We start from the raw sequence: 11,400 nt of genomic DNA, 5'->3' as shown, positions 1-11,400 counted from the left end.
CCCCTTTCAGGCGGGGCTCAGAAACCGACTACTCGCCTCCGTTTGATCTGGAGACGTCCATCCGCAATCGCGTCAGCGCGTGCTTCAAGTGCAAGTACGGCAGCCACCGCGAGGTCAATCTTTCGTTTGGATCGCGGCGAGTCCTTCGTGATCAGATCGCCTTGAGGAACTTCCTTCACAACCGCCTGAAGGACATGGCGGGTAAGCTCGGGCTCACCGCAGTGCGAGAGGTCACCAACGAGCACGGCCGTACGGAACCTCTCCACGGCCTGAACCATTCGAGTCGGTTTGTTCGTCCAGAATTCAAATACGTAATCGTCGCCCCATTCGACCGCCCAACGGCCGATGTTCTCTTGCCACCAGGGTGGGTCCGCGTACATCCACTCAACGCGGTACGTTCCGAAGGCACGCTTCACCGCAGCCTCGACACTCAACACGTCAACTTCCCAGTCATCCCGTGCATGTTCGGGGCGGAGCCACTTGCCGAGGGTGAACAGCTTCGCGTCACGCAGGCGGATGCCCACCAAAGCTGTGCCGTCTCCGCGGACCGATCCATCAAAGCCGATGGCTATCTGCTCGCCGGCCCGTATCGGATCGTCAGCCGGGTCCGCCTCGCAGGCGTCCCACTCGGCCTTGTTCATCCAGCCGTCGGAACTCTCCGCGACCTGGTTGAAGAAGAAGCGACAGTACGTCGAATCAGGAGTCGTACGGTCGTAGAGAATCGTTCTTGTCAGACCGTCAATGTCGGCCCAGTGGGCGTCCCCGTACGCCTCGGTGAGGGCGGCCCGAACCTTCTCCTCGTCGCGGATCTCCTCGACCTCGATCGAGCCCTCAAGACAGTCGTAGAGCCAGTAGCCCTGCGCCACCATGTCGGACTCGAAGATCTGCTGCGCAACGCTGTCTTCGTTCGGGTTGAAAGCGTTGGTGGTGGTGACCCACCGGCTACCAGCCTTGGTCGTCTTCTCGACATTGCGCTTCAGGACCTGGTAGAAGTCCGGGCCACCGTTCGAGCCCACCCAGTGATGGACCTCGTCCATGAGTACAAATCACTTCATCGTCTGGGCCCCAGCAGACTAAGCCACCGGGGCCCAGACAAAGGTCGGGCGATTCCCCTCGTTGGTCCTACCGCTCGTCGCCTTCGGGGAGATCGAGCCCGGCTTCCCGGACTTGAACTGCACCATGGACTTCGAGATCTCCAGGCCGTATTCCTTCTCGGCCGGAGACTCCGAGAGCATTCCTCGGATCATGTCGAGTGTCTGCTGTGTCTGGTCGAGCGCGGTAGCACCGAGCTGCACAACAGGCAGCGGAGCCCTTTTCGTTACCGGCATCCCCTTCTTGTCGAAGTGAGAGAACCGACAGGGGCCGATGAACTCAACGATCGCCAGAGCGGCGAGCAGAGGTGTCTTGCCCCAGCCCTTCGCCCTGCGCAGGGTGCCGGCCGAGTACTTCCACGTACCGTCCGGGTTGATCGCATAGAACCAGAGGACGAACTTCAACTGCTCCGGAGTGAACTTCCAAGCCTCGCCAGCATCTTCGCCGTCGGGCTGGACGATGTACTTCTGGGCCCACCTGATCACCTGGTATCCCAGGGTTTCGTTCGGTGCCGGAACACCCGTGGGAAGGTTTCCCGTTTGAGCCATCCGGCATCACCTCTAACCCTCGCTCAATAGCTTGAACAGCTCCGCATCAATGTCGGTGTCGGAAGCAGCCTTCGGAGTCTTGGCGGACTCCATTTCGACCTGCTTGTCAAAGGACATTCGCAGCCTCGCGCGATCCTCAGTGGTCGCGCCCCACTTGCCGACCCGCTGACGGATCTCACCGGCCAACTTGGTGTCGCCCTGGTAGAAGAGATCCACGAGCTTCGTCGTCAGCTCCAGCTCGGCCCAGTCGGTCTCCATCCAGTCCTCGGTCTGGGGAGCGCGACTCCACGTCTTCCAGAAGCGTTTGGCCGCACTCGTCTCGATCCCGAGGGCCTTCGGTAGTTCCCTGCCGGCCCCGGCCTTCCCGGTCAACGGCTTCTCGCCCAGGGCGTGTGTGGTGTTGCGTCGTACCGCGCTGGGGTTCGGGGCGGGCCCGCGTCGAGTCGCCACGCTCACCACCTCCGGATCACGGAGGAACCGACCCCGTACAGCTCGCCAAGCTCCTCCAGCTCGGTCACGGCCTCCTGGTGCCACTGGCGCTTCAAGGCAGCCTTGGTCGGCCGCAGTTGACGCAGGAGGGCCTGGTCCTGGTCGTACTCGTCGGCCCAGGCGTCCCAGGGATCGGAGTCGTGCATCATCACTCCTGAATGAACTAACCGCCGCTCAAGGGCGGCGGTCCTCGTAGTAGGTCTTGAGCGCGTGGCATCTGCCGCACAGCACCCAGAGGTTGTCGAGATCCCAGGAGCCACCGCGGCTCACCGGAACGACGTGATCGACCTGAAGGTTTTCCTTGATCCCGCACTTCTGGCAGGTGAAGCGGTCTCGGGTGAGGACCTTGACCCTGCGCGAGGACCAGTCGCCCGGCCGGGACAGGTTCCGAGCGGACTTCCTGTCCCAGCCCTTGCGGACGATCTTGTGTGAATCACAGCGTCCGTTCAGGGAAGTTACGGAGGTGCACCCGCTCACCAGACAGATTGATTTCGCCCTGGGCATCGGTCCTCCTCCGTGAAGTTGTGATCCCGCTCCTCGCGAAGTCCGGTCCACCCTGGTTGTCCGCCTCGATGCGGAGAGATGTGTGTGATGCGCTGCTTCACGAGCGGGATGGTGAGTTGGCAAGGAATCGAACCTCGCTCTGCCCCCTCGCCGGGGGAGTGCGCTCCAACACTGCAACTCCGGTGAGGAGCTACCTCACCTTCACCGGACATGAGTGATCAGCTCTGGCCGGTCGAATGAAGGCCCCGGAGGATTCTGATCTGGCTCCGGGGCCGTTGCCTTCCTGGACCTCTACTGGAATCAATCAACAGGAGATCAACTGGAAGGAATCAATCTCCATGACCTTTCAGTGAGGTCATGGAAGTAGCTCTTGAATCGAACCTTAAGCTCTTTTAAAGGAGAGTGATAGTTCTCAGCTCTTTAACTCTTCACTCTATGCGTCGGTGAAAGGCAGTGGCCGGACTGTCGGTCACACTCCAAAGTGTTGCGTAGATCACGCTGTGGTAAGGTTGGAGTGTGACATGCCCCTCAAGTTGGGGTGCGACACAACCTGATCCCAGGCTTATACGTCAAACCGCTGCTACAGTTGCGGCCGACACGCACGAGCGACTCGCGAGAGAGGAAGGTCCGGTGGAAAAGCGCCTACCAGACTTCAACACCCTGGTCCGTCTATCACAGCAGGGGCTGTCGGACGACGAGATTGGGCAGAGGTACGGCACCACTGGACAGGCCGTGAACAAGGCCCTGGTCTTCGGTGGGTACCGCCGGACAGATGTAGTGAAGCTCGTCAATGAGGTCCTGATCCCCTGGGATGTGAAGACCACCAAGGGCAAGGCCCAGGCCGGGGAGACCAGCCACCACAACACCTACGCGTGCAAGATACTCCGCGCCTACATCCGCACGCGCCTGGGGGACGACACGATCACCGCCTCGAACAAGCAGGATGCGGCACGGTTTGAAGCCAGGCTGCGCCGCGAAAAGGTCGTGCTCGACTACGACAGGACGCGCGGCTTCTCCTACGTGCCGCGCACCCCGGAAGACGGCGCTCGGATCATCCGGTGGCCGGCCGACCAGCCACTTCCCACCGACGCGGACCAGCTTCGTGCCATCTCCCTCGATGATGTATAGCCTCACGCAAGACTCTCGATAGACGACGAGGCCCCTACGGTGTCACCGTAGGGGCCTCGTTTGTGTCTCACGCGGCGTAGGAGGTCAAGACGTCCTTCTCGTGCTCGGAGAAGCGGCGCGGCCGGCCGGCGTTGGAGTCGTAGCCGACCAGGACGGTACGAGCCTCAACGTAGACATTGGCGTCGTCCTTGATCTCACAGCGAAGAGTGAAGGACACCCCGCGGACTTCCTCAACCCAGGCGTGCACGGTTACCGGGGCCTCGCGGTACACCAAGGGGCTGCGGAACTTGAGCGCCTGCTCTGAGACGACAAAGTTCGAGGACAGCCGTTCCGTCGGGTCCTCCGGGACGAGTTCGGCGAACATGTGAAAGCGGGTGTCCTCCAAGTAGACGGAGTACACGGCGTTGTTCATGTGGCCGTTCGCGTCCATGTCCGCCCATCGCAGAGGGCACGAGTAGGTGAAGTGCGGCACAGGTGTTCCTTAGTCGACTGCGGGTGCGTTGAAGCCGTCTACGCCCTCGGGCCATGTGAGTAGCACGAGACGCAGACCTGGAAACTTGACTGGGGTGAAGACCTGACTGATCACGTCCACGGGAAGCCCCTTGAAGCGCGGGATCTGGACCCTGAAGTGGTGTCCGTCGCGGTTGCTGACGACCGTGGTCTCCTCTTCCCAGAATCCGGAGATGATTGGATCTTCGAGCGCTGCGAGCAGGATTCGAGCGATGGCGGTGTCGGTGCCGCGACGAGCGATCTCCATGCGGATCATGCCGAGGTAGACCCGGCAGTGAGACTCCCAACTCTCCAATTGGGTGCGAGCGTCGGGGTGGAGCAGTGTCCAGCGCATGAGGTTCGCGTCAGGTTCGGCGACCCACGGAAACCACTGCCCCATAGCCTTGTTGAACGCCACGATTGTCCAGTCCTCGTCGGACACGTAGGCAGGTCGTGGGCCCTGCTGGTCCAGTACCCAAGAGATGGGCAGCAGCTCGGGATCTTCTCGGTTCGAGGTGACGCCGATGGGTGAGGGGACGCCCATGGTCATCAGGAAGAGGGTCATCCGTTCTGCATGGTCGAGGTTGAGGCAGTCCGCGATGCGCTGAAGTATTTCAGCGTTGTACTTCACAGGCAGGCCGGCCTCGAACATCCGATACCACTTGTCGCTCTTTCCGCTTGCCTGCTGAACCTTGGCCTGCGGCAGCGGCCCGTTCAGTCCCAACTCCTGTCCACGAGCCGCACGCCACGACTTCAGATACCGCGTCAGGTCTGACGCCGCCACGAGATCGGACATGCCGTACCGATGGACTTGTTCCCCACTCACCCCAATGCCTTCCCTTTGCTCCTACTTTGCTTCTACGTGCACCTTACATAGACAGACCATGCGGACTATTGGTTGTACGGTTGCATCTCCGCGGATATGGGACAAAGGTCACACGTGGGTGCTCACCGGTAAGTATTTACCGGTAACTACTTACCGGTGAGAAAGTGCCGCCCTCGCCCTGCTATACCTGCATTAACAAACCGTCAAGATCGCAGCACACGCCCGGCTTGAGCTGCGGGTATGTCGTGTCCATGCTGCTTGCGCGAGTGCGGCCATGACGAGTGAGTGAGGGGGTGGCAGGAGTGTCGCAAGGAGCGCTCTGGTTGGGGTGTGAGACTTTCGTGTCTCGGTCATGTATGGTCATTTCAGGTACGAGAGATGCGACCGAAAGAGCTGAAGACGTGTATGAAGCCTTCAAGGGGCTGACGGTTCACGACCTGTCGAGTGAGATTCTGAAGGTGGCCACGCCAGGGGCGAAGTGTGTCCGACGCATCGTCACGCAGGCCATGTCCATTGCGGTAGTTCCAGGAAAGAGTGAAGGGGTTTATGTCCATGTGGTGATAGGTGACACGGCCGGGGAAGAAGAGTTTGAAAGCCTGAAGGACTTGGAGGAAGAGATGGGATTCAAGATGGAAGAAGGTGCCGTGGTGTTCCATGAGTGCTTCATGCGGCCCCACCCCCACATGCAGGGCTCGGAGGAGTTCGTACAGTTCGAGGTCTACCGGGGTGAGAACGTATGAGTGACGAGGAGAATTACAACCGCTGGGCGACTATGCCCCGATCGGTCAGTCAGGTCACGGAGTTCGAGGACTGTTCCTACAAGGCATTCCTCAAGCGCGTGAAGCGTGTGGTGCCCAGGCCGGCCGCGTGGAGCACCCACGGCACCTCCTTCCATACGGCCGCCGAGAAGTACGAGCTGGGCGGACGGGAGATGACGCCCGAGCAGGCCGTAGAGGTCTTCCAGGACGAGTACACCAAGGGCATCAACCGCGACCTGGGCGAGGTCAACGACCCCGACCTGTGGATGCGGGCCAACAAGGGCGATGGTGCCGACGACATCGAGGAGCGCTTCCGCAAGGGCACCGAGCAGACTCGCCGCTACGTGGAGTACGTGCAGGACCAGGCCCCGGTGCTCTGGTACCCGGACGGAGAGAAGCCCGCGATCGAGATGTACTTCATGGCCGACTTCGGCGGCGTGAAAGTCCGCGGGTACATCGACCAGGTCCTCAAGAACAAGGACGACACCAACCGTGTTCGTGACCTCAAGACCGGCAGCACCAAATCGAAGTTCCAGTTGTGGGTCTACGAGATGGCCCTCAATCAGCTCCACCCCGAGCAGGAGACCACCAACGGAGACTGGTACCTGGCCAAGGAGCACCGCCCCACCCGGCCAGTGAAGCTAGCCGACGCTGACCAGGACGAGATCACTCAGCGAATCGTGGACATGGACCAGGGCGTGAAGGAAGGCGACTTCCCCGCCCGTCCGGGCTTCCTGTGCCGCTTCTGTGACGTGTCCTACGCGTGCTCTTTTTTTCGAACATGAAGTTGGAGTGTGAGAGTTGTTCAGTCTCAACCAGTCCGTCAGGATGCGGGGCGCGGCCGGGGAGCCGATCCCTAGCCCCTTCAAGGGGCTCCGCAAGCTCGATGTGGAGTTCAGGCGAGGAGACTTCTCCGTCGTCTGCGCCGGAGGCGGCACGGGTAAGTCCCTGGCGGCCCTCTGGCTGGCCGTGTCCTCCAACGTGCCCGCCTTGTACTTCTCGGCCGACAGCACTGCTGCGACACAGCTCAGTCGGGCCACGGCGATGATCACAGGGGACAGCGCCAAGGAGATCAAGAAGAAGCTCGTCTCCGAAGGTGAGAACTTCGAGGAGTACTCCGATGCGCTCATGAAGCGCTGGTGGCTCCGCTTCAACTACTCGGCCCGGCCGAATCCGAAGGAGATCGAGACGCACCTTGAGTGCTATCGAGAAGTCTTCGGGATCTTCCCTCACCTGGTGGTGATCGACAACATCACCAACGTGGACGGGGGTGGCGCCGGCACTGCCGAGGAATACACCTTCGGACTGGAAGGGCTCTGCGACTACTTCAACGAGATGGCGCGAGAGACCCATGCTCATGTGATGGCGATGCATCACGTCGTTGGTGAGTTCTCGTCGGGGAACAAGCCTATCCCTCTCTCTGGAGTGAAGGGCAAGATCGGACGCGTCCCGAGTCTTGTGCTGACCATTCATGCGGAGGTGGATGGAATGGACGGCAGGACCCTGCATATCTCCCCAGTGAAGAACCGTGAGGGGTTCACGGACCCCTCCGGGGAGACGTACTCCTCCTACGAGGTGAATACATCAAACCTCCACATCACTGACGTGCAAGAGGAAGTGTTCTGAATCACGGCGCATCAATTTGGTCAGCAAGTTGGAGTGTGAGAGTCTTGAGGAAGAAGGGCGAGGGAGCGTGAGCCCTCCAAGGAAAGGGTTCTGGAAGTGCACCAAGTGCCAACGGAACCGAGCTGAGAAGTTCTACACATCCACTCGTGGCAGGGTGTGTGCCTCTTGTCGAAAGAGGTCCAGAAGTGCCAGCTCCCACGAGGCGAGAGTCCAGGCGACATACGGACTTGGTCCGGGCGAATACTCCACACTCCTCCAGAAGCAGGGCGGAAAGTGTGCAGTGTGCCGGCAGACCCGACAGCAGCGCCTCAGCGTCGATCACTGCCACAAGACGGGCCTGGTCCGTGGACTCCTCTGCCGACGCTGCAACAACCAGCTCATAGCCAAGGGTGCGAGGGACAGTCCGACCATCCTCCGCAACGCGGCCAGCTACCTAGAAGACCCACCAGCAATCCGAATGCTGGGCAAGCGGTACCACCGAGAGGACGGCATCAAGTGATCAGCTACGACGGCGGCCAGCTCCACGTCACCCTCACTCGCAAGACGGGCTTGACCAGGCTCCTCCGCCTACTGGAGGCAGAAACCGCCCTCGGCCTGCACGAGACCGCCACCGTGATCTACAAGTGCCGCAGCGGGGCCCTGCGCCAGATCATGCCCATCGCTGCCCTCGCAGACATGGTCCGCACCGAAGTCGAGGTCAAGAACAACCTCCGCCTTGAGGCAGCCCTCAAGGTTGGAGTGTGACATGGGGAAGCCGGATATCACCGACGTGTTCCGGCACTACTACCCGGAGGTGGACCTGAAGCCTCAAGACGGATGGCAGAAGATCCACTGTCCCGAGCACGTCGAATCCAACCCAAGCGCGTCAGTTAGTTCATGCAAGAACCGGTGGACGTGCTTTGCCTGCGACATCCACGAGGACTCGTGGGACCTGGTCATGAGGAAGGAAAACTGTGGCTACCGCGCTGCTCAAGAGTTCGCCCAAGGCCGCTTCGCTGGTGGAGATAGCCCAGGGGTACAGCCTGGACTTCCGGGGAAGCCCGGCCGCGGAGTACATCAACCACCGAGGTTTGGACAGCATGGCGACACGCCTCGGGCTGGGGTACGTCGCTTCCCCCGCTACGGGGCATGAAAAGCACCTGGGCCGCCTCGCCATCCCGTACCTGCGGCCAGCGGCCGGAGATCACGCGGTAGCGACCATCCGCTTCCGATGCATCAACGAGACCTGCGTCAAGAACCCGGACGGGTCCTGGCGCGAGGACGAGCGGCACGAAGGGCACGGCAAGTATCAGAGCCTCCCCGGCTCCAGGCCCATGCTCTACAACACCCAGGCCCTCATCACCGCATCCCCGTACGTCGGACTCAGCGAAGGCGAGTTCGACGCCGCTAGCGCCGAGCTGGCCAGCATCCCGACCGTGGGCGTCCCCGGCGTCAGCGCATGGCGCGACCACTTCGACCCGGCCTTCCTCGGATTCGAGGCCGTCTTCGCCTTCACTGACGGCGACGGACCCGGCGAGCAGTTCGTAGAGAAGCTGGCGGAGCGGCTGCCCAACGTCGTGCCAATCCACTTCGGCAAGAAGATCGACGTGAACAGGTTCGTGAACGAGAACGGGCCTACGGCCCTTCGAGAGAAGTGCGGAATCGCGTGAACAGTCAGGCCCGCAAGTTGGAGTGTGAGGGTGACCCGGTGAACAGCCCAAGCCACTACACACAGGGGCGGTTCGAGGTCATCGACATCATCGAGGACTCGCTGACCGAGGAAGCCTTCCGTGGATACCTCCTCGGAAACATGACTAAGTACCTCCTTCGGTGCCAGCACAAGCACCAGGACGGAGGGGTTCAGGACCTCAAGAAGCTGATCTGGTACGCGAACAAGGCCATCGAATTGGCAACGAGGTCATGAACGACAGTTGTCATTTCGAGGGATGTGACCGGCCTCTGCGCTCTCGAATCTTCTGTGAAGGACATGACCGGCAATATCGGCATGGTGAGCGACTGAGATCAATCGAAGTCCGCGCCCCGTACAAGGCGACTGGGCGGGAGCGGGCGGAATGGTACGTGAACAGAGCTTCACCCGAGGGTGATTGCCTCACTCATGGACTGCACCGAGACCGTGGTTACGCAACCGTCCGCTATGAAGGCCGGAACGAAAAGGCTCACAGGTTCGTGTATCGGCACCTTGTTCAAGAGCTGGGGCCAGGAGATGTGGTTCATCACAAGTGTGGCAACCGTGCCTGTATCAAGCCGGACCATCTGCAATGCGTCACGGCGCAAGAGAACACAGCAGAAATGCTGGAGCGGAACTTCTACCGGAAGCGCATTGAGGAACTAGAGATCGAAAAGCAGGAACTAGAGATGGCAAACGCCGATTTGAAAGCGATGGTAGGCGTGTGAACGAGGATCAGATCGTAGTCGTCTGCCCGGACTCACAGAACCCGAAGCATGATCCCGTGGCCATGAAGGCGATCGTGGACTTCATCGCTGACATCGAGCCCACTGGGGTCATCCACATCGGAGACGCGCTTGACTTCGAAGGGCCGGCCCGCTGGACAAAGGACACCCGGAAGGAATACGCCGGGAACGTCGAGCAGGAAGCCGAGGACTTCACCGCTGAGTTCATAGCCCCGGTTCGAGAGGTGCACGACGGATTCTTCGGAATCCACGAGGGAAACCACGACTTGAGGCCGCGTCAGTACCTGGAGAAGTACGCGCCGGCCCTGGCCGACAGCAAGTTCTTCCACATCGAGAACCTGTGCCGATTCGATGACTACGGCGTACAGCGGCTCCCGGACTTCTACGAGGTGTTCCCCAACGTCGTCACCACTCACGGCCACCTCGGACGAATCAGACTCGCCCAAGTCGCCGGTATGACTGCCCTGAACGCCGCCAAGCGCTTCACCAAATCCGTAGTGATGGGGCACACCCACCGAGCCGCCGCAATCCCTCACACGCTAGGGATTGGCGAGCCCCAAACCATCTGGGGAATCGAGGTCGGACACATCATGGACGAATCCTGCGCGGACTACCTCAAGGGCACTCCTGGGGACTGGCAGAAGGCATTTGGAGTCCTCCAGTACAGCAAGAGCGGCCACTTCAAGCCCGAGGTGGTCTACCTGAACCAGGCCAACGAATTCGAGTTCGGCGGCTACCGATACTCGCCGGGGGCGGCAGCGTGAACAAGGACGAGATGGACTGGGGTTACCTCGCGAACCTGGCAGGGCGAATCGCCTACGCCATTGCCGAACGGTGGCAGATCGTAGAGGCCGATGACGTAAAGCAGGAGATCATGATGCACGCTCTGAACGAGCGTCACATCATCGCTGAGCACTACGCCGACGAGGACTTCCTTCGCAAGATTTTCTGGAAGGCCGGCCAGCGGTACGCGGCCAAGGAGCGCAACTACCGGGACCTCATGGATGGGGAGTACTACTACACCCCCGACGACGCCAAGGCAGCCCTGCGGACCTTCCTCTACACCGACGAGGAGTTCGGAGAGCTGATCGGCAAGAAGGACGACCTCTCGTCCTGCAAGGTCACCGACAACCTGTTCGTGGCCCGGCAGGACGCCGAGGCCGGGCTCAAGAAGGTTAACGAGCGGTATCGCAAGCTCCTCATGAAGCGATTCGTCTACGGGCTCTCCATGGACAACAACGCAGACCAGATCGCGCTTGCCCGAGCAGTAGTCGCCCTCTCCTACGAAATGAACCGCAACCTCCGACGAGAGGCCCAGGTCGCATGATCGAGACCCGAGAGACCTACACCCGCGAAGACATCCAGATCGAGGTCGTCTACGACAGCGGAACGATCTCCAACGTCTATATCGGGATTCACGCCAAGAACGAATCATTCGAAGTGAACCTTGACCGCCAAGACCTTCCGTCGCTCAACCGAATGCTGGGAAACGCATTCAAGAACACAATCCTCCCTCTCTAAGGAGACG

Annotated in this window: 19 protein-coding genes, 1 tRNA gene and 1 pseudogene; 13 read left to right on the top strand and 8 right to left on the bottom strand. The window is 60.8% G+C overall.

Annotation, left to right across the window (positions count from 1 at the left end; genetic code table 11):
* Positions 1–17: 17 nt before the first annotated feature.
* From ACIBK6_RS15240 to ACIBK6_RS15215, 6 genes are all read right to left on the bottom strand, one after another.
* On the bottom strand, positions 18–1,037 hold the full coding sequence (locus tag ACIBK6_RS15240; RefSeq protein ID WP_399051683.1) for a hypothetical protein: 1,020 nt from the start codon (positions 1,035–1,037) through the stop codon (positions 18–20).
* Between the two features lie 36 nt (positions 1,038–1,073).
* Positions 1,074–1,640, bottom strand: coding sequence for a hypothetical protein (locus ACIBK6_RS15235; RefSeq protein WP_399051682.1), 567 nt, complete (start codon positions 1,638–1,640; stop codon positions 1,074–1,076).
* A gap of 12 nt (positions 1,641–1,652) precedes the next feature.
* Positions 1,653–2,090: a hypothetical protein gene (locus tag ACIBK6_RS15230; RefSeq protein ID WP_399051681.1), complete on the bottom strand. Its 438-nt coding sequence runs from the start codon at positions 2,088–2,090 to the stop codon at positions 1,653–1,655.
* A gap of 2 nt (positions 2,091–2,092) precedes the next feature.
* Positions 2,093–2,278 carry a hypothetical protein gene (locus ACIBK6_RS15225; protein WP_399051680.1) on the bottom strand — a complete coding sequence of 62 codons (186 nt, stop codon included), beginning with the start codon at positions 2,276–2,278 and terminating at the stop codon, positions 2,093–2,095.
* Between the two features lie 25 nt (positions 2,279–2,303).
* Positions 2,304–2,606, bottom strand: a complete 303-nt coding sequence (locus tag ACIBK6_RS15220; protein WP_399051679.1) for an HNH endonuclease — start codon at positions 2,604–2,606, stop codon at positions 2,304–2,306.
* Positions 2,607–2,742: 136 nt separating this feature from the next.
* A tRNA-OTHER gene (locus tag ACIBK6_RS15215) sits at positions 2,743–2,813 on the bottom strand.
* A 450-nt stretch (positions 2,814–3,263) separates the two neighbouring features.
* Here ACIBK6_RS15215 and ACIBK6_RS15210 point away from each other — a divergent pair.
* Positions 3,264–3,761 carry a hypothetical protein gene (locus ACIBK6_RS15210; RefSeq protein WP_399051678.1) on the top strand — a complete coding sequence of 166 codons (498 nt, stop codon included), beginning with the start codon at positions 3,264–3,266 and terminating at the stop codon, positions 3,759–3,761.
* Positions 3,762–3,828: 67 nt separating this feature from the next.
* On the opposite strand, the gene ACIBK6_RS15205 is transcribed toward ACIBK6_RS15210, so the two are convergent.
* Both ACIBK6_RS15205 and ACIBK6_RS15200 read right to left on the bottom strand, forming a co-directional pair.
* Positions 3,829–4,233, bottom strand: a complete 405-nt coding sequence (locus ACIBK6_RS15205) for an acyl-CoA thioesterase (RefSeq protein WP_399051677.1) — start codon at positions 4,231–4,233, stop codon at positions 3,829–3,831.
* 9 nt (positions 4,234–4,242) lie between these two features.
* Positions 4,243–5,046, bottom strand: coding sequence for an XRE family transcriptional regulator (locus ACIBK6_RS15200; protein WP_399051676.1), 804 nt, complete (start codon positions 5,044–5,046; stop codon positions 4,243–4,245).
* Positions 5,047–5,477: 431 nt separating this feature from the next.
* Here ACIBK6_RS15200 and ACIBK6_RS15195 point away from each other — a divergent pair, with 431 nt between their 5' ends.
* The 12 genes and pseudogenes from ACIBK6_RS15195 (at position 5,478) to ACIBK6_RS15140 (ending at position 11,393) form a co-directional block, all read left to right on the top strand.
* Positions 5,478–5,816: a hypothetical protein gene (locus ACIBK6_RS15195; protein ID WP_399051675.1), complete on the top strand. Its 339-nt coding sequence runs from the start codon at positions 5,478–5,480 to the stop codon at positions 5,814–5,816.
* On the top strand, positions 5,813–6,619 hold the full coding sequence (locus ACIBK6_RS15190; RefSeq protein ID WP_399051674.1) for a RecB family exonuclease: 807 nt from the start codon (positions 5,813–5,815) through the stop codon (positions 6,617–6,619). Before ACIBK6_RS15195 ends, ACIBK6_RS15190 begins: the two co-directional genes overlap by 4 nt.
* A 16-nt stretch (positions 6,620–6,635) precedes the next feature.
* Positions 6,636–7,460, top strand: coding sequence for an AAA family ATPase (locus ACIBK6_RS15185; protein ID WP_399051673.1), 825 nt, complete (start codon positions 6,636–6,638; stop codon positions 7,458–7,460).
* 67 nt (positions 7,461–7,527) lie between these two features.
* On the top strand, positions 7,528–7,959 hold the full coding sequence (locus ACIBK6_RS15180; RefSeq protein WP_399051672.1) for an endonuclease VII domain-containing protein: 432 nt from the start codon (positions 7,528–7,530) through the stop codon (positions 7,957–7,959).
* Positions 7,956–8,204 (top strand): hypothetical protein, encoded by a 249-nt coding sequence (locus tag ACIBK6_RS15175; protein ID WP_399051671.1) that lies wholly within the window; start codon positions 7,956–7,958, stop codon positions 8,202–8,204. The genes ACIBK6_RS15180 and ACIBK6_RS15175 overlap by 4 nt, the downstream gene beginning before the upstream one ends.
* 1 nt (position 8,205) lies before the next feature.
* Positions 8,206–8,376: pseudogene (locus ACIBK6_RS15170) on the top strand (CHC2 zinc finger domain-containing protein); the annotation flags it as partial.
* 37 nt (positions 8,377–8,413) lie between these two features.
* Positions 8,414–9,109: a toprim domain-containing protein gene (locus ACIBK6_RS15165; RefSeq protein ID WP_399051871.1), complete on the top strand. Its 696-nt coding sequence runs from the start codon at positions 8,414–8,416 to the stop codon at positions 9,107–9,109.
* Positions 9,110–9,147: 38 nt separating this feature from the next.
* Positions 9,148–9,363 carry a DUF3310 domain-containing protein gene (locus tag ACIBK6_RS15160; protein WP_399051670.1) on the top strand — a complete coding sequence of 72 codons (216 nt, stop codon included), beginning with the start codon at positions 9,148–9,150 and terminating at the stop codon, positions 9,361–9,363.
* The gene (locus ACIBK6_RS15155; RefSeq protein WP_399051669.1) at positions 9,360–9,854 is read left to right on the top strand and encodes an HNH endonuclease signature motif containing protein; all 495 of its coding nucleotides are present in this window, start codon (positions 9,360–9,362) and stop codon (positions 9,852–9,854) included. Before ACIBK6_RS15160 ends, ACIBK6_RS15155 begins: the two co-directional genes overlap by 4 nt.
* Positions 9,851–10,636 carry a hypothetical protein gene (locus tag ACIBK6_RS15150; protein WP_399051668.1) on the top strand — a complete coding sequence of 262 codons (786 nt, stop codon included), beginning with the start codon at positions 9,851–9,853 and terminating at the stop codon, positions 10,634–10,636. The genes ACIBK6_RS15155 and ACIBK6_RS15150 overlap by 4 nt, the downstream gene beginning before the upstream one ends.
* Positions 10,633–11,199: a hypothetical protein gene (locus tag ACIBK6_RS15145; RefSeq protein ID WP_399051667.1), complete on the top strand. Its 567-nt coding sequence runs from the start codon at positions 10,633–10,635 to the stop codon at positions 11,197–11,199. Before ACIBK6_RS15150 ends, ACIBK6_RS15145 begins: the two co-directional genes overlap by 4 nt.
* Positions 11,196–11,393, top strand: a complete 198-nt coding sequence (locus ACIBK6_RS15140; RefSeq protein ID WP_399051666.1) for a hypothetical protein — start codon at positions 11,196–11,198, stop codon at positions 11,391–11,393. The genes ACIBK6_RS15145 and ACIBK6_RS15140 overlap by 4 nt, the downstream gene beginning before the upstream one ends.
* Positions 11,394–11,400: the final 7 nt, after the last annotated feature.

This window comes from Streptomyces sp. NPDC050485 (assembly GCF_044458185.1).
Taxonomy (GTDB): Bacteria; Actinomycetota; Actinomycetes; order Streptomycetales; family Streptomycetaceae; genus Streptomyces.
The sequence above is the reverse complement of the archived record's forward strand: the minus strand, read 5'-3'. Positions and strand labels throughout refer to the sequence as shown.

Bases quoted from the DNA above. Each gene is read 5' to 3' on its own strand.
- ACIBK6_RS15240 (WP_399051683.1), bottom strand. From the start codon at position 1,037: ATGGACGAGGTCCATCACTGGGTGGGCTCGAACGGTGGCCCGGACTTC.
- ACIBK6_RS15235 (WP_399051682.1), bottom strand. From the start codon at position 1,640: ATGGCTCAAACGGGAAACCTTCCCACGGGTGTTCCGGCACCGAACGAA.
- ACIBK6_RS15225 (WP_399051680.1), bottom strand. From the start codon at position 2,278: ATGATGCACGACTCCGATCCCTGGGACGCCTGGGCCGACGAGTACGAC.
- ACIBK6_RS15200 (WP_399051676.1), bottom strand. From the start codon at position 5,046: ATGTCCGATCTCGTGGCGGCGTCAGACCTGACGCGGTATCTGAAGTCG.
- ACIBK6_RS15190 (WP_399051674.1), top strand. From the start codon at position 5,813: ATGAGTGACGAGGAGAATTACAACCGCTGGGCGACTATGCCCCGATCG.
- ACIBK6_RS15155 (WP_399051669.1), top strand. From the start codon at position 9,360: ATGAACGACAGTTGTCATTTCGAGGGATGTGACCGGCCTCTGCGCTCT.
- ACIBK6_RS15140 (WP_399051666.1), top strand. From the start codon at position 11,196: ATGATCGAGACCCGAGAGACCTACACCCGCGAAGACATCCAGATCGAG.